Source organism: Rossellomorea marisflavi (genome assembly GCF_022170785.1).
Lineage (GTDB): Bacteria > Bacillota > Bacilli > Bacillales > Bacillaceae_B > Rossellomorea > Rossellomorea marisflavi_B.
Map to the genome: position 1 here is coordinate 1,076,003 of NZ_CP081870.1, position 20,572 is coordinate 1,096,574.

Here is a 20,572-nt window from a genome sequence, read left to right on the forward strand (position 1 = left end):
CCTTTCGTATCAACTATTCTACCATAGTGGAACATTTTGGATATGTTTTTGGCAGACTTTCAGCGGGTAAAGGTTACCTGTCAGTGCCTATCGCACATGAAAGTGCCTACTTCTATCTTTTAAGAAGTTGGTGCATACTGTGATAGAAGTGATTTTTAGAGGAGGAATACAATCATGGGTGCAAAATCCATTACACTAAATAACGGCGTACAAATGCCGGAAATCGGCTACGGAGTATTCCGCGTCGAAGAAGGAAAAGACTTGGAAAAAGCGGTGGAAACAGCGATCCGCATCGGATACCGCAGCATCGATACGGCCGCGATCTATCAAAACGAGAAGAGCGTAGGGAAAGGCGTCCAAAACGCCATCGACGCTGGTCTCGTGACGAGGGAAGAGCTGTTCATCACATCCAAAGTGTGGAATGACGGCCTTTCATACGATGAAACAATCCAAGCTTACAACGATACATTGGAGAGACTCGGTCTTGAGTATCTTGACCTGTACCTCATCCACTGGCCAGGCCAAAACAAATACATGGAACCTTGGAAAGCTCTTGAAGCCCTTTACAAAGAAGGCCGCATCAAATCAATCGGTGTGAGCAATTTCCAAGTATCCCATCTTGAGCATCTTCTTGAAACAGCAGAAGTGAAACCGGTCATCAACCAGATCGAATTCCATCCGAAACTTGTACAAGAAGACGTGCGCGCATTCTGCGAAAAACATGACATCCAAGTGGAAGCATGGTCCCCGCTCATGAACGCCGAGCTATTGAACCATGAAACGGTGAACGAAATTGCCGAGTCCCTTGGCAAGTCGGCGGCACAGGTCATCCTTCGCTGGGATCTTCAACACGGTGTCGTGACCATCCCGAAATCCATGACAGAATCACGCATCAAAGAAAACATCGAGATCTACGACTTCGAACTGACTGAAGAACAAGTCAAAACCCTGGACGCCCTCGATGAGCACAAACGTATCGGGCCGGATCCGGACCAGTTTGATTTTAAATAAACCGAATAGGTGAAGAACCGGATGCTTGCGGGCATCCGGTTTTATCACAGATTGGAACCAGGAGTTTAGTGTTCTTTCCACTGTTCCTTTGATAGTTCAAGAAGCCGATGCTCCTTTTCCTTGGAACAGCCTGTTAAATAAAACCCAATTTCATCATTTGGTGTTTCTCTTTGCTCCATTTCAGTGCAGGTGTCCGTTGTAACCCCTATATCTTCACCGCCAAATTTATCATGGGAGTTATCATAGGAAAATCCGAATTCACTTCCTTCATACTCCACATCATGAAAAATCGGATCACCTTCTTTGGTATACCCCGTTATCCTCAGTGTAGCTTCATTCTTATCCTCCACATTCTTCACAAACTCTATGAAGGGTCCCGGATTTTCTACCCCGTTCTGTACCACGACATCACCACGTTCGATGGCTTCATCGGAATTGTACGCTCCGTTTGAGCAGGCCGTGGTTAGAAACAAGCAGACCACCAACAAACCAATTCCAGACCACTTCATTTCTTCATCCTCCTACTTCTATCACCATTATTAGATAAATATGTTAAAATAAGTATATCAAATCAAAAGGCGTGATCTACATGAAATTCAAACATTTGCAACCAACCTGATAGAGGCACGTCACGGGTAAAAACCACCACCATGCCCGTGATGAAACAACACTTACGGAGGGCATATATGTTAAATAGTACTGGGTTTGATCTATGGGCGGACCAATACGATGAAACGGTAAAAAAGAGTGAGGAAAGCAACCAGTACCCGTTTGCGGGGTACAGGGACATCCTGAACATTATTTACGGGGAAGCGATGGGGAAGGAAAATGCTGAAATCCTCGACATAGGCTTCGGGACGGCGGTTCTCACAAGCAGGCTCTACGATCACGGTCACGCGATCACCGGAATCGACTTTTCCAGGGAAATGATGGCGAAAGCCCGTCAGAAGATGCCGGCTGCGGAATTGATCCAAGCGGACTTGCAGGAAGGGCTTCCTTCTGTCATCAAGAAGTCATCCTATGACGTTATCATCAGCACCTACACGCTCCACCACCTTACGGATAAAAAGAAGGTAGCGCTGATCAAGGAGTTGCTGGGTCTGTTGAAGTTTGGTGGCAAACTCCTGATTGGAGACATTTCGTTTCAAACGAGAGAAGAGCTTGAGGCGTGTCGGAAGGAAAATCGTGGACGTTGGGATGATGACGAGTTTTATTTTGTGAGGGATGACCTGATGGACTCGCTCCAAGTGAAGTATGAGTATCATCAGATTTCACACTGTGGCGGCGTCTATATGATGTTGGGTAAATAAGGAAGAGGACGCTGGATGGCGTCCTCTTTTAAATTCGTATGCTTCCCTCCGAAATGACAATCCCGGTTCCTCCAACAAGCACCAGGGGCTTCGCAGGATCAGTCAGCACCGTCGTAATGACCGATGGCCGTTGGAGGCCTTCACCCTGTAAACACCGGAACTCCTCTTCAAACTCCGTCAACACCCCGTAATGGTACAGGTAGTACGTCATCGCGCCGCTCGCCGTCCCGGTGGCGGATTCTTCGTCAATCCCGTAAAGGGGGCTGAAATTCCGGCTGCAGGCAAGGGCGTCCGTTGTATCCAGAGTGAACGCGTGAATGCCTTCCAAGCCATGCTTTTTCTGATAAGCTGCCAAAGCCTTCAAATCCGGATTGATAGCGTCAAGTGCACGCCTGCTGGTGACCGGCACCATGAGATCCATCAGGCCGGTGCTCACGGCACGAGGCGGCAGGGATCCTTCAATGGATGACACCTTGATTCCGAGGAGCCCAGCCAGTTCCTTCACATCTTCACATAGATTCCCCAGGCTTGGTGGTGCTTGCTCCATCATGATGCGGCCGTTCGTTAAATGGACGGGGATGTCGCCCGCTCCGGTTTTCATGATGTAAGAGCGACCGTCTGCCACCAGTCCGTTGTCCAAAAGAACGGTAAAGGCAGCGATGGTGGCGTGTCCGCACAGATCCACTTCCGTATTTGGAGTGAAGAAGCGCACGTGGAACGAAGAATCACTCCTTCTTTCCACAAAAGCAGTCTCTGAATAGCCAAGCTCACGTGCGAATAGCTGCATGAAGGATTCATCCATCTCATCCACCAGGACGACTCCGGCAGGATTCCCGCCGAACGGAACATCCGTAAAGGCATCCACAATAAAAAACTTCATCATTTTCCTCCTTAGACAATTTTCCTTATTGTATCAAACTTTTTGAAACCTTCTTGTCCATTCAGCGTAAATATAGGTGGAAACATGAAGATCATGGCAGGATAACAGGTATCCATGGCGAATGAAGAAACATACCCCATTTACCAGGAGGATCACACATGATCAAACAAATCGGTCAAATCATGCTGTATGTGAACAATCAGGATCAGGCGAAGGCATTCTGGAGCGAGAAAGCAGGCTTCCACATCAAGTCGGAAGAAGATAACGGTCATATGCGGTGGGTGGAGATTGCTCCGACTGCAGAGGCGGAGACGACAATGATCCTGCATGATAAGGATTTCATTGCCAAGATGTCGCCTGAGCTCAACCTCGGAACGCCGTCGATCATGTTTTTCAGCGACCGGTTTGATGAATTGTATGAGAAGCTTTCCTCAGAGGGCGTGACCGTCGGGGAAATCGTCCAGATGGGTCCGCAGCGTGTGTTCAATTTCGCTGATGATGAAGACAATTATTTTGCCGTCATGGATCATAAACAATAGAGAAGACGACAGGTTTTCAGACATGTGCTGAGGGCCTGTTTTTATGAAGGAGGAACAAATATGGAGCGCGTCATATTCCTGGATGCAGGTGGCGTTTTATTCGATACAGTCAAAAAAGGGGAGGACCGGGTCCATCATATTCTCGCAGAACGGGGATTCGAGCGTCAGGATGTCCAGGCGGCAATCGGGAAGGCGAAGATGCTGGAGCTTCCGTTCATAACCAACTGGGAAGAAGAGGAGCGCTATTTCAAACGCTATTACGAGATCATTGCACACGAAATGGGAGCGGGGGAGCTCGCGCCGGAACTCTTTTACTTCTGCCACTATGCCCGCCACTGTGAGATGTTCATGGAAGTGAAGGCAGTGCTCGAGAAGCTGAAAGCGAAGCATTATCGACTCGCAGTCATATCCAACGCGGTACCGAGCATGGACTGGGTATTCGACCAGCTCGGATTGCGGAAATACTTCGAGCGGATCATCCTCTCTTCCACCGTCAATAAAGTGAAGCCGAGTGAAGCGATCTATCGCTACGCACTAGAAGAGATGAACGTCCGCCCGGAAGAGGCCGTCTTCGTCGACGACCTAATCGAAAACATTCAGGGGGCCGAGCGGATCGGCATGAAAGCCCTGCATCTTCAGCGGAAAAAGCAGGATCTATGGGAGCTCTTGAAAGAAGAAGGGTTGATATGAAGGGCCCCATCGCCACGGGTAACACGGCGGAAATCTATCTGAATGATGCGGGATATGCGGTCAAGGTGTACAAAGAAGGATTCCCGGCAGATGAAGCCAGGAAGGAAGCGGACAAGCAGCGTTACATCCATTCCCTTGGCATCCCTGTGCCGGAAGTCCTTGAACTCACGACTTTCAATGGAAGACAGGCCCTGGTCATGGAATACATAGAGGGGGACACCCTCGGGGATCTCGTCATGAAGGACCGGTACCTTTCTGCAGGACTACCTTGCCTCATCAGTCGAGATTCAGATGATGATCCATGAGAAAGAAGCGCCGGGACTTGAACCGATGAGAGATAAATTGATCAGGCAGCTGCATGATGTCCAATCAATATCTTCAAAAGTGAAAGAGGGTCTGATAAAACAGGTGAACCAAGTGTCGGGAGACAATCTCTGTCACGGTGACTTTCATCTTTTCAATCTGGTAAGAACCGAGGATGGGATCCGTGTCATTGATTGGGTCGACGCCAGTTCAGGGGATATCCGTGCAGATGTGGTTCGCAGCTATCTCTTGTATTCAGGTTTCGATCAGGAACTCGCCGGTCAATACCTTTCCCTATACTGCGAGAAGAGCGGGCTGGAGCGGGAGGAGGTTCTTCAGTGGGGACCGGTGATTGCAGGAGCGAGGTTGTCGGAGAATGTACCGGGTGAGGATGCGGAACGGCTTCTGGAGATTGTACGGCAAGGAGTAAATGGGAGGATAGCTAAATGAAAACAATCGGGTTACTTGGCGGTATGAGCTGGGAATCCTCCAGTGAATATTACCGCCTCATCAATCAAGGCATTAATCGAAAGCTCGGTGGCCACCACTCGGCAAAAAGCATCATGGTGAGTGGGACAAGGCAACAGGGCTAATGATCGAGGGAGCACAGCAGATTGAACGCGGTGGCGCTGATTTCCTCCTGATCTGCACGAATACGATGCACAAAATGGCGGATGACGTACAGAAAGCCATCGGCATTCCGCTCATACATATTGCCGATGCTACTGCCAGAAAGATAAAGGAAGCAGGGCTGACGAAAATTGGCCTTCTCGGCACGGCGTTTACGATGGAAGAAGAATTCTACAAAGGTCGCCTTTCATCCCGCCACGGTCTCGAAGTGGTTGTTCCAGAGCAAGACGATCGCCAGCTCGTACACGATATTATTTATCGGGAGCTGTGTCTGGGGGAAATAGTGCCGGAATCCAGAAGGGACTATCTACGTATTATCGAGAAGCTTGTTGAAAAGGGATGCGAAGGCGTAATCCTTGGCTGTACGGAAATTTCCTTGTTGATTAAGCAAGGGGATGTGGCTGTACCATTATTCGATACGACATCATTACACGCTGATGCAGCCGTCGCTTATGCGTTGGAAGAAGACGAAGCGGAGGTAGGGAGAACCTGCGGGTGACACACATAAAAGCCCCCTGCATCAGCAGGGGGCTCTCATCATTTATTTCGTTGAACGTTTCAACACGCTCTTGAAGTGAGTGAACGTATCGAAGCTTGCTTTCCCGTGATAGGCGCCCATTCCGCTATCGCCTACGCCTCCGAATGGAAGGTAGTGGGACGTCATGTGGTTGATCGTATCATTGATGGATCCGCCACCGAATGAAATCGTGCTCAGGATCTGATCCTGTACGGTTTCGTCATCAGAGAACAGGTAAAGAGCAAGTGGTTTCGGACGTTTCACGATCGGTTCGATGATCTCGTCCAGGCTGTCATACGTCATGACAGGCAGGATCGGTCCAAAGATCTCATCCTGCATCACGGAGTCATCCCATGAAATGTTATCAAGGATGGTCGGCTCGATGATCAGGTTGTCGCGGTCATGTTTTCCGCCGGTCACGATGCTTCCGTTATCGAGGAAGCCGACAAGGCGGTCGAAGTGGCGCTCGCTCACCACATGCCCGAAGTTCGGGTTCTCGACGATGTTTTCACCGTAAGAAGCTGTGATCACTTCTTTGAATTTGCTCATAAGTTCATCTTTTACGCTGCTGTGGACAAGAAGATAATCCGGTGCCACACAGGTTTGGCCGGCATTGGCGAATTTACCTCGTGCGATGCGTTGAGCCGCTTCATCAAGGTTGGCATCTTCGTGAACGATTGTCGGACTTTTACCGCCCAGTTCAAGCGTTGTCGGAGTCAGGTGCTTCGCTGCCGCTTCGGCAACGATTTTACCGACGCCTGTGCTACCAGTGAAGAAGATGTAATCAAAGTCTTCTTTCAAAAGGGCCGTGCTGGTTTCTACTTCGCCTTCCACTACATGAAGATACTCTTCAGGGAAGTTGTCATTGATCAATGTAGAGAGAAGGGCAGATGTTTTCGGTGTAAGCTCGGAAGGCTTCAATACGGCTGTATTCCCACCGGCAATCGCCCCGACAAGCGGTGTCACAGCAAGCTGGAATGGATAGTTCCAAGGCGCTATGACAAGTGCGGAACCATACGGCTCAGGCTGGATGAAGCTTTTTGCTCCTTCGTGGGAAGCAGGTGTCGGCACTTCTTTTGTCGCTGCCCATTCTTCAAGGTTCTCCACCATGAAGTCGATCTCACCGATCACTAGGCCGACCTCGGCACGTTTTGCTTCAAGCTCAGATTTATTCAAATCCTGCTTCACGGCATCCAGGATATCCTGTTCATGCTTCTGAACAAGTGATTTCAATGTATTTAATGTGTTAATACGGAAAGAAACACTTTTTGTTTCTCCCGTACGGAAATACGTACGTTGTTTTGTTAAAAGATCTTGGTAGTTTTCCAAAATGAACACTCCTTTGATTTGGCTACTCTATTGCTATTCCCGTTTGGAATAAAAGTAATCATGGGAACTATTTCTCGTGTTTCCAAATGATTGTGCGCAATTAGTTGAGGCGTCAATTGATGACTAGGACTACTATAATACAGCCGTTTTTTGTTTGCAAGGGATGTGCTTCATCTGAAAAAAGTGGTGTGTAAAGAGGTGTGGCCGTGCAAGGGGGAAGATAAATGAAAAGCGTTCAGCACGAGACTTGGGGGAATCGTAGAAACAAAACAGACTTACAGATTTTACTGTAAGCCTGCCAAAGGTTCGATAGTCAATGTGATGAGCTTCTTGAACATTCCTCACACCGTTTGATCCATAAAGCTGATGAATAATTGGCTCGGCCTTATCCGGATTAGCTTCATATGGAATGTTTTCACCTTTTCCTTGCCTTCACAATAAACGTGGAAGGCACCCATTCCGCCTTCTGACTGGCGTACCAACGTTCCGGATTGTCAGACGGGATGTCTGAGATCACCACGTCATCAATGACATGTTCAATCTCGAATCCACACTGAATGAGCGTATTGATGTAGGTGGTCAGCTTCCGGTGGTGGATCACGACACTTTTATTCCACCCCTCATTGTACTCAGGGCCTTCCGTTACATACGATTTGGTCATGACGAACTCGCCGTCCCGGTACTGGAGGCGGTCGTGCATGGGATTCTCCCAGCTGAAGATGAACGTGCCGCCCGGCTTCAGGTACGAGTGGACATGGCTCAATGTTTTCTTCAGATCATACGTCCAGCCCAGGGCGTAAATGGAATAGACCACGTCGAAGTAGTTTGAGGGCAGCCCAGGATTCTCCTCCATGGGGGATTCGAACAACTTCACTGTGGTATTCTGTTCCCGAAGTACTCCAGTCGCCGCTTCGATCTGCTTCGTGGTCAAGTCGAGGCCCCACAGCTCACCGGCCCCCTGATTCCCCATATAGGACAGGGAATGTCCACTTCCGCACCCGATATCGAGTACGGCTTTTCCGTTTACATCTCCAAACAGGTGAAGATCGTCTTCACTCGGGGCATTCGGCCCGAACTCCGGCAAGGCCGTCCGTCCGAAAAAGCGCTCGGCCGATTGCTCCCAGCTTGTCTTATTCATCGTTAAAATATCTACAGGTTTCATTGCAACACATCCTTCCCCGTAATACTTCTATAAATTGGTCGACATTTCCTGTAACAAAAAAACTGAACCTCCATCTAGGAAATTCAGTCGTCAATTCATGAAGCTACCAATCAAGATGAATAAAGCCCCGAGGACAAACGCCCCGATGATGAAGATACCAATCCATCGTATCGGTTTCGGGAGGCTTCCATTCCCTTGGTCTGTACTTATAGGTGATCCTTCAATTTTACTCATGTGATCGGTTACATCGTTGAAGGGTTCTTTATCTGACATGTTTATTCCTCCTTTGGGGGTATTGTACACTGAGTACTTGAAGTGGGTGACAATAAATAAGAAGGGCAATTTACCCCCTGAAAGCAAGCCCATTACGCTCCAGCTCGTCCCTCAACACAGGAAGCGAGGAAGGACCGATCCCGTGCAAGGAAAGGATTTCTTTTTCCGTGTACTTGCACAAATCCTCTGCACTCTCAATCCCTTTACTGGTCAAAGCCCTGCGTGCCGGAGCAGAAAGCTTGGACTGAAATCCTTCAGAAGGCTTTTTTCCTTTCTCACAGGTCGGGCATGTGGGGCAGTCACTGCTTTTGTAATAGATGTGTCCGTGTTCACAGACTCGTTTGGATGTCATGGTAGAAGTATCTCCTTTCAAGTGTGAATCAGGTTTTCTTGTTTCCAATATACAATGAGCACACGGTTGAGGACCACACCTACTAGATAAATAATGGCCGTCACAGGCATCAACCCCAATAGAAGAGCGCCTGGAAGGCCGAATATCAAGGCTTCCAGCATAAGCCTACCTTTTGGGGGGAGTGGAAATGGGGCACGTGGGGAACCGAACATTCCCCAGAAAGTTGCGAATAAAAGGGGAATGGTGATCCCGCTCAGCCACCCCATCCAGCCATCTCCCATATGGAACCCCCAATACCCGATGGCTGCCAAACCCATCAGCTCTAGCGTGAAGCGAAGAGCAACATTCAACTGTCTAAGCAATCTAATCATTGGAGTCCTTGAACCAGCGGATTCCTGAAAGAAAAGCATGGATGCTTTTTGTCAGGCTTTCATCCTTTTCAAGGGGAAGCCCGAATTCTCCGTGCTGCTCCAATGAAGCAAAGCCATGGAGAATGCTCCGTAGTCCCCGAACGGCATGAAGGGTACCATTTTCGCCCAAACCATATCCCTCCATGACCTGGATGATGATTCTGATGCTTCGATCCTGGATATCCTGCAGCTCTTCATCGGCTCCGATCGCGACCATGAGCATGGCTTCATAGAGTCCTGGATGGTCCCGGACGAATTGTACATAGGCCATACCGAAGGCGAGGACAGCGGCATCCATTGAACGGCCGACTGAAGCGTCCATCAACCGTTGGTTCAACTGGGAATAGCCGCGTTTGGCCATTTCAATCTTCAGGGCAGGGAGTCCGCCTTTAACATGATTATAGAGGGAAGGGGGGCGGACATGTAATGATTTTGCTAAAGTGGCAAGTGTGACCTCGCTCATCCCTTCACGGTCAGCAAGCTCGATGGCTGCTGTTAAGATGATATCTAGATCCATTCCAATTCGTGGTGACATACTGATTCAACCTTTCTTTTTTGCCTTTAATATGGCTTCGTTCATGATCGATTCAGGTGAAGGGATCATCACTCCGTGACCTGCTGCGAGGAGAGTAGGCTTAAGATCAACAAGCTTTTGAGCGCTTTTCAGGGCCACCTCTTTATTCCAAGTCGCAAGTGCCGGGAACGGGAAGAGCGGATTAAGCTGCCCGGAAACGGCCGTCCCCCCGCGCGTTTGAAAAGCATCTCCAACAATCAGGCTGCCGTCCCTCTGGTCGAAGAAAGCCATTGACCCCGGTGTGTGCCCCGGTGCTGAAATGGCTCGGAGGGAACCGACCACATCATTTTCTTCAAGGAGGACATCCGCACGGGTCTTGATGTTCTTTGGCACGCCGCCGCGAATAGGCGTCTGGGGCTCGTGATCATCCAGGGAAAGATCGCCACGGAGCAACCGCTCATCCCGTCTGGAAATATAGACTTCAGCATGCGGCAGTGATTCCTTCAATTTATCCAACGCACCGATATGATCGTCATGGGAATGGGTCAAAACGATGCGGGAGATGGGTTTGCCGATTTTCTCGGCAGAAGCCAAGATTGCTTTTGCACTATAAGGTAGTGCGGCATCGATAAGGGTAAGGTCATCCTGCTCTTCAACAAGATAACAATTCACAGGAAACAACCGTGGCAGAAAAGATAACTGATGGATTTGATTTATACGGGTTAGGCGCATGATGGCGTTCTCCTTTAAGAAAAAGAATTTAAAAACTAATTGTAATAACAATATAACTAATGGCGTTAGTTTTGTCTAGCCATGAGGAGGGAATTCATTGAAACTATTACTGATTCGCCACGGACAATCAGAGGCAGATGTCCTGAACGTACATGAAGGAAGGGCGGACTATCCGTTGACGGAGCTTGGTCGTTCGCAAGGAAAAGCGATGGCGGAAAAAGTAGAAAGCTTTTTCGAACCAGACATCATCTGGTCCAGTACGTTAAAAAGAGCAGCAGAAACCACGGATATCCTGACAAAGAAAGTGGGGTGTGAGGACGTCCGCTATATAGACGAGCTGATGGAACAACATAATGGAATCTTAGCCGGCATGCCGCTTGTGGAAGCTGAGAAGATCCCCGTTCCTCAGTATCTTCACGAAGCTGTGGAGGGAGGGGAAACATTCATTGAGTTCCGGATGAGGTTGGAACACATCTTCTCCCGGATCATTCATACAACGAATGCAGATAGGATCATCATCGTCGCACATGGAGGTGTATTATCCATGCTTCTGAATATCTTTATGGGGAATCCGGTTGATCAGAATGTCTGGTTCATCACGGGTGACACAGGAATGCATCTATTGGAGAAGGATGGGGAGGAGAGGTTGGTTCATTTTTTGAATGATACGGGGCATCTTGCTGAAATAAAGAGTTAAAAAAAGCCCCAACACGTTTCGTGTGGGGACTCCGCTCATTCTTCCAACCTGGCTAAAATCTCTTTCAATAAATAAATCCCCCTGATCAAACAACCCAAAATCATCCCGAATCCAATCACCATGCCAAGCTGATCCAGTCCTAAAAGAACGAATCCGATCAGGGTACTTACAGCTATTAAAACAATAAAAACAAATTCGAACGTTCCTTCCTTTGGTAAAATATAGCTAAGTGCCAGTGTAGGACGACTTACCATCCCTTGTCAAAGGGGGGAGAGAGAAAAGTTGATCATGATGAATAGGCGTCTTGTTTTGAATGGACCAAGGAAGTTGGAATGGATTAATGGGGATGACTCTGTACTTTCAGAGGGAGAAATCCGGGTAGAAACCCATGCCTGCGGAATCAGCATCGGGGCTGAAATGTCTCAATATCTTGGGATTGACCCGACCGATGTGGAACCGGTCTATCCACGTAAGGTCGGGTATGAAAGCGCAGGGAGGGTCATAGAGATTGGGAGGTCTGTGACCGATTTCAAAGTGGGGGATCGTGTTATCGCATTTTACGGTCAGCAGACATTCGGGGTCACCCCGTCCAAGAAGGCGGTCAGGATTCCTGCGGATGTAGAGTGGAAGTATGCGCTTCTTAACACGCTTTCCTGTGATGCAGCCAAGGGCGTCCTGAAGCTGAATCTATCGAAAGAAGATCGTGTCCTTGTAACAGGGGCAGGGACGATGGGCGTCTTGGCTGTTCATTTCTTAAAACATCATCTCGGGGTGAGGTATGTGGATGTGGTGGAACCTGATGAAGCGAGGCATTCGCTGCCACTGCGACTTGGTGCCGACAGGATCTACCGTAGTGAAGCTGAAATAAAAGATTTCTATGATGCTGGATTGGAGTGCTCCGCTCACAGCGATGCATTCCTCACGCTTATGAACACCATGAAGGGGGAGGGGACCATCTGCGTTTTATCAGATGGGAATCGTGATGAATTTACGCTTCCTTCCGCATTTTTCGAAAAGGAATTGAGGATGGTTGCTTCAAGTGATGGCTATGACTATCGCAAACATAGTGAGTGGTTTTTCAGTACATACGAAAAGACGCCTTATCTTATGGATTTATTTGAAAAAGAGATTGCTCCGGATCAAGTGATGTCATGCTTTGAAGAGATGGCATCCATCCGGCCTCTGAAAGTGTTTGTTGATTATCAATAGGGTGAAGTAAGGGTACGCAAAGAGCAGAGTCCCTGCGTCTCCTACACCATTCACTAGGTTAAATCTTCACCGCATCCACCTTCAAAGAAGGAAACGTCAATACATCCCGGTTCCGGGGATCCACCTTCTTCGAACGGAAGATCACGCCCTTCGCTTCATCCCATTCGGAAACGTGAAACTGTCCGTTCTCATCACAGTACTCCAACAATTTGACCTCAAAGCCTGCCTGTGAGAACATCTCAGTCAGGCTTTTATAGGTATGGACGATTTTATGGCTTGCAGCTGGATGATCCTCAGGTCCTGGTCCGCCTATCTGTACGATGTGCTGGTAGCTTTCATCGGGGAAATATCCATCCGGTACGGCGCAGCGGACGTATCCGCCTTTTCTCAGATAGCGGTAACAGCGCATGGCGGCTTCAAGGCCCTCTTCTGCAGTGAGATGCTCCCACACATGTTCGGCCAGGATTGCCGAGATGCTTCCTTCATTGAACTTCGTTGACCACGTTTCTTCTATTAGAAGATCCAACTCCTGCTCATCGGTGTGGAGCCAGCCGGGGTTATTATGATAAGGTCCGGCACCGATGACGATTTTCGTTTCTTCCATAATCCTTCACCTCAGCGTATGTATTCGCTTTGGTATCGCTGATTTCCTTTTTTTTGAACTGTCAAGACAGATACATTACCTTTGTCACGGGTGTCGCGACAAAGTCAGTTTTCAAGAAGGTTGTATGACGTTTCTAAGGTGACATATCATATAGATGTGATGTTATGTCATAAATCCTACTATAGAAGGGGAGAAATTACATGGCACAGTCTACTGTTAAAGTAAAGATTCAGAAGTTCGGTAACTTCCTGAGTTCCATGGTTCTGCCGAATATCGGTGCTTTTATCGCGTGGGGATTAATTACTGCGCTTTTCATTCCAGACGGCCTTATTCCAAATGAAAGCCTTGCCAGCCTTGTAGGTCCGATGGTAACGTATCTGTTACCACTCTTGATCGGATATACAGGTGGTAAATTGATTCACGATCAGCGGGGAGGAGTCGTCGGTGCCATCGCCACGATGGGTGTCATCGTCGGTGCGCCTGATACGCCGATGTTCCTCGGCGCCATGATCATGGGTCCCCTTGGTGCGTATGTCATCAAGAAGTTTGACCAACTGATCGACGGGAAAATCCGTTCAGGATTTGAAATGCTCGTCAACAACTTCTCAGCAGGGATCCTGGGCGGTATCCTCGCCATCCTTGCATTCCTCGGAATCGGTCCTGCGGTGAATGCGTTCACCCAAGTCCTTGTCCACGGTGTCGACTGGCTCATCGCAGCCCATCTATTGCCGCTGACAAGCATCTTGATCGAACCGGCCAAAATCTTGTTCCTGAATAACGCAATCAACCACGGGATCCTTTCCCCAATCGGTCTCGAGCAGGTTCAACAAACAGGGAAATCGGTCCTCTTCCTATTGGAAGCGAACCCTGGACCAGGTCTCGGTGTCCTGCTAGCGTACATGTTCTTCTCAAGAGGAACAGCGAAGCAATCCGCACCGGGTGCCGCCATCATCCATTTCTTCGGGGGGATCCACGAGATCTACTTCCCGTATGTGCTGATGAAACCGGCATTGCTCCTTTCTGTCATCCTTGGTGGTATGAGTGGAGTGCTGACCCTTGTCCTTCTTGGCGGAGGTCTTGCATCACCGGCTTCACCAGGTAGTGTCATCGCCATCGGATTGGTGACACCGACTGGAGACGTTGGAGCGTATATCGCAAACTTCGCGGCAATCATTGTGGCTGCCATCGTATCCTTCCTCGTGTCGGCCATCATCTTGAAATCAAGCAAAAAAGACGATGGAAACATCGAAGACGCTACAAAGAAAATGGAAGACATGAAAGGGAAGAAAAGCTCCGTTGCAGGTCACTTCAACCAGCAATCAAACGGACAGCTTCCTGAGAATGTGAACAAAATCATCTTTGCCTGTGATGCCGGAATGGGGTCCAGTGCAATGGGTGCTTCACTCCTTCGTAAGAAAGTGAAGGAAGCAGGCATTGAAGGCGTGACCGTCACCAACACGGCCATCAGCAATCTGCCGGCGGATGCCCAAGTGGTCATCACACAGGAAGAGCTGACGCCGCGTGCGCAAAGCAAGCTTCCAAGTGCGTACCACATCTCAGTGGATAACTTCCTATCCAGTCCCGAGTATGACAAATTGATCGGTAGCCTCCAGGCTGACGTGACACCTGCTCAAGAAGAGCTCGTGGAAGAAGCGGAAGCACCTGTTGACGCTCCTGACTCAGGAGATGATGATCTTCTACTAGAAGAGAACATCTTCTTGAATCAATCGTTCGCAACAAAAGAAGAAGCGATCCGATTTGCCGGTGAAGCATTGGCAAAAGCAGGATACGTGGAAGACAGCTATGTAGACGCCATGATCGACCGTGAAGGCATCACGACGACTTACATGGGTAATAACGTAGCCATCCCGCATGGGACGGAAGAAGCGAAGCGGGCAGTCCTGAAATCCGGATTCACCATCATCCAGGTTCCAGAGGGTGTCGACTTCAACGGAGAGAAAGCGAAGCTTATCTTCGGTATCGCCGGTAAGGACGGCACGCATCTTGAGATCCTCTCAAGCATCGCGGTCATCTGCTCCGAGCAGGAGAACGTCGACAAAATGGTCCTTGCTTCTTCTGCAAAAGAAATCAAAGACATCATCAATAGCAACTAATGGAATCCAAATCGGAGAGGCGCACGCTTGCTTTTCCGATTTGGATGTTCTTATACTAGTGTAGATAATGGAAGGGGGGAGACGTATGTTCATTACATCCAGGGAAAAAGCGATCATCGAACTGATTGTGAAAACCTCGGGTAAACATACCGTCCACTCCCTTTCTGCGTATTTGAACGTGAGTGGACGGACGATCCAGCGCAATCTAAAGTCCATTGAGGGCGTATTGAAGCAGCATCAGCTCGAGCTCATGCGGACCCCGGCCGATGGCCTGTTCATCAGCGGGAAAAATGAAAACATCTACAGGCTCATCCAACAGCTCGCGGAATCCGAACCGACAGATGAAACACCTGAAGAAAGGAAGCTGCGGCTTCTCGTCACCCTGCTTGAAGGAGGCTCTTCCTTCAAAATGAGCGTACTTGCCAATGAGCTGGGCGTCAGCCTCTCAAGCCTGACCACCATCCTTGATGAAGTGGCCGACTGGCTCGCCAAGTTCAACGTCACGCTCACCCGCAAGCGGGGAGTGGGGGTGGAAGTGACGGCCGATGAAGGAAGCCGTCGCAATGCCCTGGCAAGCTTCTCCATCGTGTACTTCTATGAGGAGATCATCGATAGCTTGTATTCTCTGCAAAAAGGGCAGGACAGTGCCCTGCCTGTCCTCGGGTTTTATGAACCTGAGCTTCTCCTTGCGACCTATGAATCGCTCGGAATGGTATTGGATCAGGAAGGTGTGAAATTGGTAGACAGTGATTTCGTCGGCCTTGTCGTCCACATCTGCCTCTCCATCCAGCGGGTGCGGAGGGGTCATGTCCTTCAGAGCCAAGGAACTCCCGATGAATCAAGGGAATACAGCCTCATGAAGTCTGTCGCAGACATACTCAGGGAAAGGCTCTCTGTGACGATCACAGAGGCCGATGTCGCTTTCTGGTCGGTCATCCTCCGGGGATCGAAGCTGCAGGAACCGGGTGCCACCTACTATGATAGTGTGTTCCTCGGTCATCTCGTGAAGAAACTCGTGAGCGATGTTTCGGCCAAGCTCACCGTCGACCTGACCGATGATTTCTCCCTGTATCAGGGACTCATGGCGCATATGGGACCGTCGATCTTCCGCCTTCAACAGAAGATGGAGCTCTTCAATCCCCTGACGGATGAGATCAAGAAGAAGTACCCGGTCCTGTTCCTCGCCGTGAAGGACAGCCTGGAGCTGGAGTTTCCCGATATGCGATTCCCCGATGCTGAGGTTGCCTATATCGTCCTCCATTTCGGATCGGCCCTTCTCATGAACGAAGAAAAGGTGAAGGTCGATGCCGTCATCGTTTGTCCCACAGGCATCGGGGCATCCAAGATGCTCGCGAGCAGGATCAAGAAGGAACTGAAGATCATCAATCCTGTCGGCATTTTATCCCTCAATGACTTCAGGGATGCCGATCCCGACGACTATGATATCGTCATCTCCACCGTGCGCCTTCCGTTCACCAATCTGGATTATATCCTTGTCAGTCCGCTCTTGAGCGAAGAGGATATCATGATTATTCAGACGTACGTCCAGAACAACATTGAGAGGATCACAAGCAGGAAGTACCTGAAGCCGGTGAAACCGGTGAAGGCAGAGAAGAAGCCGACGGAGATCCGCGGGCTCCTGCAGGAAATCAAAGACGTCCACACAAGCATCGAATCGATCCTGGATCACTTCCGGGTGTACCGGAAGCAATCCGTGACGGATCATTTTACCGTCATGAACGAAATGGTCCAACAGGCGAAGCTCGATGGCCTCTTGACCGATGAAGGAAAGGTCATGGACAAGCTGATGGAAAGGGAACAGCGGGGCGGCCTTGGGATCCCCGGAACGAATATGGGGCTATTCCACTGTCTCGACCCTCACGTCACCCAGCTCGTGTTCCAGGTGGCGCATCTCGACCAGCCGTTCCTCATCAAAGGGATGAACGGGAAGCCCATGGAGATGAAAAGCCTTCTCCTAATGCTGGCTCCAGAAGGGTTGAGTGAAAGGGAAAATGAAATCCTCAGCCTCATCTCCACGAGCCTCATCGAAAACCAGGCGTCCATGATGATCTATTCCTCCACCAACGAGGCCATGATCTATCGAAAGCTCGAAGAACTCTTCTTAGACTATGTTCAACAAAACCTTATAAAGGAATGATAATGATGAATAAAACGATCCACTTTGGAGCAGGAAACATCGGCAGGGGCTTTATCGGCGCCCTATTCGCCCAATCAGGCTATCACGTCACCTTCGTTGATATCGCCGACACCATCATCAACAAGCTGAACGAAGAAGGCACCTACCAGGTGAAGCTGGCAACAGAATCAAACGAGTCCGAAACCATCACCAACGTCTCAGGATTGAATAATCTTCACCAGGAAGACGAAGTGGTCGCAGGCATCGCGGAAGCGACGTACCTTACAACGGCCATCGGACCGAACATCCTGCCGCGCATCGCACCCCTCATCGCCAAGGGAATCGAAGCACGTCTGGAGAAAACATCGGAGCCACTTTATGTGATTGCATGTGAAAACCAGATCAGCGCGACCGACCTGTTGAAAGGATACATCCTTGAGCACCTGTCCGAGGCAACCGTCAGCAAGATGGAAGGGAACGTCCACTTCTTCAACTCCGCCGTCGACCGCATCGTGCCGATCCAAGATCAGGATTCACTCGACGTCCTTGTTGAGCCATACTATGAGTGGGTAGTGGAAACGACTGAAACCATCCCACCAGTCAACGGAATGACGATCGTGGACGAGCTTGCCCCGTTCATCGAGCGCAAACTCTTCACCGTCAACACTGGCCATGCCGTCATTGCCTACCTCGGCTATCTGCAAGGGAAGGAAACCATCGATCAGACCCTAGCCGATGAAGCCATTGCCACTCAAGTGCGCGAGACGCTGAAAGAAACAGGAGCCTACCTCGTGAAGGAATACGGTTTGAATGAAGAGGATCACCTCGCATACATCGAGAAGATCATCTCCCGCTTCCAAAACGCTTACCTGAACGACGGCGTCACCAGGGTTGGCCGCGCGCCGATCCGTAAGCTCGGACCGGAAGATCGCTTGATCCGCCCGACCACGCAAGCAGCCAAAGCTGGCCTCGGCTACACGAATCTCGCAAAAGCCATCGCCGCTGCCCTGCTCTTCGACAACCCGCAAGATCCGGAAGCCGTCGAAGTCCAATCCATCATCAAAGAACACGGCGTAGCAGGCGCACTGAAGGAGATCAGCTCACTCGATCCAGACAGTGCCATCACCAAAGAAATCATCGCCCAATACGACGCGTTGAAAGCATAAAGGAAAAGGAAGCATGGGGATCCCGTGCTTCCTTTTTTGTTTTTTGGCAAGCTGGCTGTATCCCTGCATTTAGAAAAATTATACAATGGAAATATGGAAAAGGTTTACTACTACATAGCTGAAGTGGGGTGGGGGAAATGAAGAAAAAAATCGGTTGGATCCTTGCAACAGCCATAGTCTTAATCGTTGCAGCACCACTATACTATTTCGTCACATTATCTCTTTACGAGCCGTCAGAAGATCTACACCACTTCCCGGTCCCTAAACATGCGAAACTGGTCGGGGAGAACGAGCATGGTCATCAGTATGATTGGTCAAGGGCATCTGAAGAAAATGGGATACCCTATGGGTATGAAATCGCCCTGAAAGCCAACGGATGGGAAAAGGGAGAAAGAGAAGGGGCTTCCGTTTATTACACAAAAGGCGATCACACAATCGACCTGATGTCGACATACAAGCATCTGAATATCCTCAGAGTGGATTGATAAATATGACCACATTAAGCTGATGGAAGCATGGGGATCCCGTGCTTCCTTTTTTTATAGGGTCCGTGCCTCTCCGCTCCGGAGGACCGCTTTCCGCGGGGCGTGCGGTGAGCCGCTTCGGCTGCGCCTCCAGGGTCTCACCTGCCCGCCTTTCCCGCAGGAGTCGGTCCTCCTCCGCTGCGAGGCACTCTGCGGATGGTAAATGTTTTATTATGCCATCAGGCCTTTATTCTTTAAATACGCCTCCCACTCACTCAGATACATATCCGGTTTTTCTTCCGGTTCATTTTCCAGCCTGCAGATGAACTCAAGGGAATTCCCATCCGGGTCATGGAAATAGACCATGGCGTGCGCCTGATCGGGCATGACGATCGGTTCCACAGGTTGGAACCCGAACTCTTCCCTCATGGATATGCCGCGTTCCTTCAGCCACTCCTTCGCCGTGCGCAGGTCTTCCAGTTCGACCCGGAAGGCGATGTGCCTGATCGACGCGTGATAGGGGATGTTTGCCTGCTCGCCTTCCCATAGCCCGATCCAGCTTTCATTCTTAACGATCCAGAAGAAGGCGGTTTTCTTGTATTTCTTCGCGAGCTTCAGTCCCAGCCCTTCATAAAATGCAACCGAGCGCTCAAGGTCGCTGACGGGTAAATGGGCTTCGTATAATCCTTTGATCATGATGTTTCCTCCCTTAAAAACTTGTTAAAGGTAGTGTACCGGCATCAGGGAGAGGTGCCACCGTGTAAATGAATGATTCTTTCATACGTCATAGGTCGCAGAGATTCCTAATGTTTCCATAAGGCGAAAACGTGGTATGGTGTTGGAAGAAAGGTGGAAGGAGGAGGTGCCCGACGTGGACTGGAAAAAATACTTTTTACTATTGCCGCCCTTCCTGTTATTCATCATCCTTGTCTTCCTTTTCATCCCGTATCATCAGCTCTTGTTTGGGAGTCTGATCATCTTCTTCTTTTGGATCCTTTCCTACATATGGGTGACCGTGGATAAAGTAAGGAAAGAAAAATCTGAATAAAGGTTACGAATTTTGGTGCACGCCTTGACTTGGGTGCACCTTTTTCTTATGATGAACATATCATATATGAACACATTGTCATATACTCAAATAGAATAGGAGTTTGAAAATGGGAAAGAACAAGAATGAAGCGATTGAACCAGAAAAAATAGAAGAAGAAAGCCACCTTTGTACATGTGATGCCATTGATGAAGAGACCCTCTTCATGGTCACACAGACATTCAAGGCTTTATCCGAGCCGACGCGGGTGAGGATCCTGCACTTATTGGCGCAAAAGGAGCATTCAGTCAATGAAATTGCCGAGAAGCTTTCACTCTTGCAGACGACGGTTTCACATCAGCTCAGGTTCTTGAAGAATCTCCGTCTCGTCAAGTATCGCCGACAGGGAACGACCCTATTTTATTCAGCAGATGACGACCATGTGATGAATCTTTTGCAGCAAACGATCCACCACGCACGGCACCATTAACGACTGGGGGAA

At 49.4% G+C, this 20,572-nt stretch carries 25 protein-coding genes and 1 pseudogene; 15 read left to right on the forward strand and 11 right to left on the reverse strand.

What is annotated here, in order from left to right:
- Nucleotides 1–174 precede the first annotated feature (174 nt).
- A complete protein-coding gene (locus K6T23_RS05750; RefSeq protein ID WP_238283871.1) occupies nucleotides 175–1,011 on the forward strand; it encodes an aldo/keto reductase in 837 nt (278 codons plus the stop codon).
- A gap of 65 nt (nucleotides 1,012–1,076) precedes the next feature.
- Here the strand turns inward: K6T23_RS05750 and K6T23_RS05755 are convergent, their stop codons facing one another.
- Nucleotides 1,077–1,520, reverse strand: coding sequence for a DUF4362 domain-containing protein (locus K6T23_RS05755; protein WP_238283872.1), 444 nt, complete (start codon nucleotides 1,518–1,520; stop codon nucleotides 1,077–1,079).
- Nucleotides 1,521–1,697: 177 nt separating this feature from the next.
- Between K6T23_RS05755 and K6T23_RS05760 the strand changes: the two genes are divergently transcribed.
- A complete protein-coding gene (locus K6T23_RS05760) occupies nucleotides 1,698–2,321 on the forward strand; it encodes a class I SAM-dependent methyltransferase (protein ID WP_238283873.1) in 624 nt (207 codons plus the stop codon).
- A 28-nt stretch (nucleotides 2,322–2,349) separates the two neighbouring features.
- Here K6T23_RS05760 and K6T23_RS05765 read toward each other — a convergent pair whose 3' ends face one another.
- Nucleotides 2,350–3,204: a PhzF family phenazine biosynthesis protein gene (locus K6T23_RS05765; RefSeq protein WP_238283874.1), complete on the reverse strand. Its 855-nt coding sequence runs from the start codon at nucleotides 3,202–3,204 to the stop codon at nucleotides 2,350–2,352.
- 155 nt (nucleotides 3,205–3,359) lie between these two features.
- Between K6T23_RS05765 and K6T23_RS05770 the strand changes: the two genes are divergently transcribed.
- The 5 genes and pseudogenes from K6T23_RS05770 to K6T23_RS05790 all read left to right on the forward strand — a co-directional run bounded on the left by K6T23_RS05770 (nucleotide 3,360) and on the right by K6T23_RS05790 (nucleotide 5,862).
- Nucleotides 3,360–3,740 carry a VOC family protein gene (locus K6T23_RS05770; protein ID WP_218245607.1) on the forward strand — a complete coding sequence of 127 codons (381 nt, stop codon included), beginning with the start codon at nucleotides 3,360–3,362 and terminating at the stop codon, nucleotides 3,738–3,740.
- Nucleotides 3,741–3,800: 60 nt separating this feature from the next.
- Nucleotides 3,801–4,430, forward strand: coding sequence for an HAD family hydrolase (locus K6T23_RS05775; RefSeq protein ID WP_056534109.1), 630 nt, complete (start codon nucleotides 3,801–3,803; stop codon nucleotides 4,428–4,430).
- Nucleotides 4,427–4,735, forward strand: coding sequence for a phosphotransferase (locus K6T23_RS05780; protein WP_238283875.1), 309 nt, complete (start codon nucleotides 4,427–4,429; stop codon nucleotides 4,733–4,735). Before K6T23_RS05775 ends, K6T23_RS05780 begins: the two co-directional genes overlap by 4 nt.
- Nucleotides 4,722–5,183: a phosphotransferase gene (locus tag K6T23_RS05785; protein ID WP_238283876.1), complete on the forward strand. Its 462-nt coding sequence runs from the start codon at nucleotides 4,722–4,724 to the stop codon at nucleotides 5,181–5,183. The genes K6T23_RS05780 and K6T23_RS05785 overlap by 14 nt, the downstream gene beginning before the upstream one ends.
- Nucleotides 5,180–5,862: pseudogene (locus K6T23_RS05790) on the forward strand (aspartate/glutamate racemase family protein). The gene K6T23_RS05785 and the pseudogene K6T23_RS05790 overlap by 4 nt, the downstream one beginning before the upstream one ends.
- Before the next feature lie 42 nt (nucleotides 5,863–5,904).
- Here the strand turns inward: K6T23_RS05790 and K6T23_RS05795 are convergent.
- From K6T23_RS05795 to K6T23_RS05825, 7 genes are all read right to left on the reverse strand, one after another.
- The gene (locus tag K6T23_RS05795) at nucleotides 5,905–7,218 is read right to left on the reverse strand and encodes an aldehyde dehydrogenase (protein ID WP_238283877.1); all 1,314 of its coding nucleotides are present in this window, start codon (nucleotides 7,216–7,218) and stop codon (nucleotides 5,905–5,907) included.
- Between the two features lie 406 nt (nucleotides 7,219–7,624).
- Nucleotides 7,625–8,371 (reverse strand): class I SAM-dependent methyltransferase, encoded by a 747-nt coding sequence (locus tag K6T23_RS05800; RefSeq protein WP_238283878.1) that lies wholly within the window; start codon nucleotides 8,369–8,371, stop codon nucleotides 7,625–7,627.
- 90 nt (nucleotides 8,372–8,461) lie between these two features.
- Nucleotides 8,462–8,644 (reverse strand): hypothetical protein, encoded by a 183-nt coding sequence (locus tag K6T23_RS05805; RefSeq protein ID WP_238283879.1) that lies wholly within the window; start codon nucleotides 8,642–8,644, stop codon nucleotides 8,462–8,464.
- A 70-nt stretch (nucleotides 8,645–8,714) separates the two neighbouring features.
- Nucleotides 8,715–8,996, reverse strand: a complete 282-nt coding sequence (locus tag K6T23_RS05810) for an RNA polymerase alpha subunit C-terminal domain-containing protein (protein ID WP_238283880.1) — start codon at nucleotides 8,994–8,996, stop codon at nucleotides 8,715–8,717.
- 17 nt (nucleotides 8,997–9,013) lie between these two features.
- Entirely contained in the window at nucleotides 9,014–9,367 is a 354-nt protein-coding gene (locus K6T23_RS05815; RefSeq protein WP_238283881.1) for a YrdB family protein, read from the reverse strand.
- The gene (locus tag K6T23_RS05820) at nucleotides 9,360–9,923 is read right to left on the reverse strand and encodes a TetR/AcrR family transcriptional regulator (protein WP_238283882.1); all 564 of its coding nucleotides are present in this window, start codon (nucleotides 9,921–9,923) and stop codon (nucleotides 9,360–9,362) included. The genes K6T23_RS05815 and K6T23_RS05820 overlap by 8 nt, the downstream gene beginning before the upstream one ends.
- A gap of 24 nt (nucleotides 9,924–9,947) precedes the next feature.
- Nucleotides 9,948–10,652: an MBL fold metallo-hydrolase gene (locus K6T23_RS05825; RefSeq protein ID WP_079515155.1), complete on the reverse strand. Its 705-nt coding sequence runs from the start codon at nucleotides 10,650–10,652 to the stop codon at nucleotides 9,948–9,950.
- 97 nt (nucleotides 10,653–10,749) lie between these two features.
- On the opposite strand from K6T23_RS05825, the gene K6T23_RS05830 reads away from it, so the two are divergent.
- Together K6T23_RS05830 and K6T23_RS05835 are read left to right on the forward strand one after the other, a co-directional pair.
- Nucleotides 10,750–11,349, forward strand: a complete 600-nt coding sequence (locus K6T23_RS05830; RefSeq protein WP_238283883.1) for a histidine phosphatase family protein — start codon at nucleotides 10,750–10,752, stop codon at nucleotides 11,347–11,349.
- 288 nt (nucleotides 11,350–11,637) lie between these two features.
- Nucleotides 11,638–12,558 carry an alcohol dehydrogenase catalytic domain-containing protein gene (locus K6T23_RS05835; protein WP_238284385.1) on the forward strand — a complete coding sequence of 307 codons (921 nt, stop codon included), beginning with the start codon at nucleotides 11,638–11,640 and terminating at the stop codon, nucleotides 12,556–12,558.
- A gap of 58 nt (nucleotides 12,559–12,616) precedes the next feature.
- Here the strand turns inward: K6T23_RS05835 and K6T23_RS05840 are convergent, their stop codons facing one another.
- Complete coding sequence (locus tag K6T23_RS05840; protein WP_238283884.1) at nucleotides 12,617–13,162, reverse strand: class I SAM-dependent methyltransferase; 546 nt, start codon at nucleotides 13,160–13,162, stop codon at nucleotides 12,617–12,619.
- A 200-nt stretch (nucleotides 13,163–13,362) separates the two neighbouring features.
- On the opposite strand from K6T23_RS05840, the gene K6T23_RS05845 reads away from it, so the two are divergent.
- From K6T23_RS05845 to K6T23_RS05860, 4 genes are all read left to right on the forward strand, one after another.
- A complete protein-coding gene (locus K6T23_RS05845; RefSeq protein WP_238283885.1) occupies nucleotides 13,363–15,276 on the forward strand; it encodes a PTS mannitol transporter subunit IICBA in 1,914 nt (637 codons plus the stop codon).
- Between the two features lie 85 nt (nucleotides 15,277–15,361).
- On the forward strand, nucleotides 15,362–17,434 hold the full coding sequence (locus K6T23_RS05850) for a BglG family transcription antiterminator (RefSeq protein ID WP_238283886.1): 2,073 nt from the start codon (nucleotides 15,362–15,364) through the stop codon (nucleotides 17,432–17,434).
- Between the two features lie 5 nt (nucleotides 17,435–17,439).
- Nucleotides 17,440–18,579, forward strand: coding sequence for a mannitol-1-phosphate 5-dehydrogenase (locus tag K6T23_RS05855; RefSeq protein ID WP_238284386.1), 1,140 nt, complete (start codon nucleotides 17,440–17,442; stop codon nucleotides 18,577–18,579).
- Between the two features lie 137 nt (nucleotides 18,580–18,716).
- Nucleotides 18,717–19,064 (forward strand): hypothetical protein, encoded by a 348-nt coding sequence (locus K6T23_RS05860; RefSeq protein ID WP_238283887.1) that lies wholly within the window; start codon nucleotides 18,717–18,719, stop codon nucleotides 19,062–19,064.
- A 210-nt stretch (nucleotides 19,065–19,274) separates the two neighbouring features.
- Here the strand turns inward: K6T23_RS05860 and K6T23_RS05865 are convergent, their stop codons facing one another.
- Nucleotides 19,275–19,739 carry a VOC family protein gene (locus K6T23_RS05865; protein ID WP_238283888.1) on the reverse strand — a complete coding sequence of 155 codons (465 nt, stop codon included), beginning with the start codon at nucleotides 19,737–19,739 and terminating at the stop codon, nucleotides 19,275–19,277.
- Nucleotides 19,740–19,914: 175 nt separating this feature from the next.
- Here K6T23_RS05865 and K6T23_RS05870 point away from each other — a divergent pair, with 175 nt between their 5' ends.
- Nucleotides 19,915–20,091 (forward strand): hypothetical protein, encoded by a 177-nt coding sequence (locus K6T23_RS05870; protein WP_238283889.1) that lies wholly within the window; start codon nucleotides 19,915–19,917, stop codon nucleotides 20,089–20,091.
- Nucleotides 20,092–20,296: 205 nt separating this feature from the next.
- Nucleotides 20,297–20,560, forward strand: a complete 264-nt coding sequence (locus K6T23_RS05875) for an ArsR/SmtB family transcription factor (protein WP_231578972.1) — start codon at nucleotides 20,297–20,299, stop codon at nucleotides 20,558–20,560.
- Nucleotides 20,561–20,572 lie beyond the last annotated feature (12 nt).

Excerpts from the sequence above, each read along its gene's own strand:
- K6T23_RS05750 (WP_238283871.1), top strand. The coding sequence starts at position 175 with ATGGGTGCAAAATCCATTACACTAAATAACGGCGTACAAATGCCGGAA.
- K6T23_RS05755 (WP_238283872.1), bottom strand. The coding sequence starts at position 1,520 with ATGAAGTGGTCTGGAATTGGTTTGTTGGTGGTCTGCTTGTTTCTAACC.
- K6T23_RS05760 (WP_238283873.1), top strand. The coding sequence starts at position 1,698 with ATGTTAAATAGTACTGGGTTTGATCTATGGGCGGACCAATACGATGAA.
- K6T23_RS05765 (WP_238283874.1), bottom strand. The coding sequence starts at position 3,204 with ATGATGAAGTTTTTTATTGTGGATGCCTTTACGGATGTTCCGTTCGGC.
- K6T23_RS05770 (WP_218245607.1), top strand. The coding sequence starts at position 3,360 with ATGATCAAACAAATCGGTCAAATCATGCTGTATGTGAACAATCAGGAT.
- K6T23_RS05775 (WP_056534109.1), top strand. The coding sequence starts at position 3,801 with ATGGAGCGCGTCATATTCCTGGATGCAGGTGGCGTTTTATTCGATACA.
- K6T23_RS05780 (WP_238283875.1), top strand. The coding sequence starts at position 4,427 with ATGAAGGGCCCCATCGCCACGGGTAACACGGCGGAAATCTATCTGAAT.
- K6T23_RS05785 (WP_238283876.1), top strand. The coding sequence starts at position 4,722 with ATGATGATCCATGAGAAAGAAGCGCCGGGACTTGAACCGATGAGAGAT.
- K6T23_RS05800 (WP_238283878.1), bottom strand. The coding sequence starts at position 8,371 with ATGAAACCTGTAGATATTTTAACGATGAATAAGACAAGCTGGGAGCAA.
- K6T23_RS05805 (WP_238283879.1), bottom strand. The coding sequence starts at position 8,644 with ATGTCAGATAAAGAACCCTTCAACGATGTAACCGATCACATGAGTAAA.
- K6T23_RS05810 (WP_238283880.1), bottom strand. The coding sequence starts at position 8,996 with ATGACATCCAAACGAGTCTGTGAACACGGACACATCTATTACAAAAGC.
- K6T23_RS05815 (WP_238283881.1), bottom strand. The coding sequence starts at position 9,367 with ATGATTAGATTGCTTAGACAGTTGAATGTTGCTCTTCGCTTCACGCTA.
- K6T23_RS05820 (WP_238283882.1), bottom strand. The coding sequence starts at position 9,923 with ATGGATCTAGATATCATCTTAACAGCAGCCATCGAGCTTGCTGACCGT.
- K6T23_RS05825 (WP_079515155.1), bottom strand. The coding sequence starts at position 10,652 with ATGCGCCTAACCCGTATAAATCAAATCCATCAGTTATCTTTTCTGCCA.
- K6T23_RS05835 (WP_238284385.1), top strand. The coding sequence starts at position 11,638 with ATGATGAATAGGCGTCTTGTTTTGAATGGACCAAGGAAGTTGGAATGG.
- K6T23_RS05840 (WP_238283884.1), bottom strand. The coding sequence starts at position 13,162 with ATGGAAGAAACGAAAATCGTCATCGGTGCCGGACCTTATCATAATAAC.
- K6T23_RS05845 (WP_238283885.1), top strand. The coding sequence starts at position 13,363 with ATGGCACAGTCTACTGTTAAAGTAAAGATTCAGAAGTTCGGTAACTTC.
- K6T23_RS05850 (WP_238283886.1), top strand. The coding sequence starts at position 15,362 with ATGTTCATTACATCCAGGGAAAAAGCGATCATCGAACTGATTGTGAAA.
- K6T23_RS05855 (WP_238284386.1), top strand. The coding sequence starts at position 17,440 with ATGAATAAAACGATCCACTTTGGAGCAGGAAACATCGGCAGGGGCTTT.
- K6T23_RS05860 (WP_238283887.1), top strand. The coding sequence starts at position 18,717 with ATGAAGAAAAAAATCGGTTGGATCCTTGCAACAGCCATAGTCTTAATC.
- K6T23_RS05865 (WP_238283888.1), bottom strand. The coding sequence starts at position 19,739 with ATGATCAAAGGATTATACGAAGCCCATTTACCCGTCAGCGACCTTGAG.
- K6T23_RS05875 (WP_231578972.1), top strand. The coding sequence starts at position 20,297 with ATGGTCACACAGACATTCAAGGCTTTATCCGAGCCGACGCGGGTGAGG.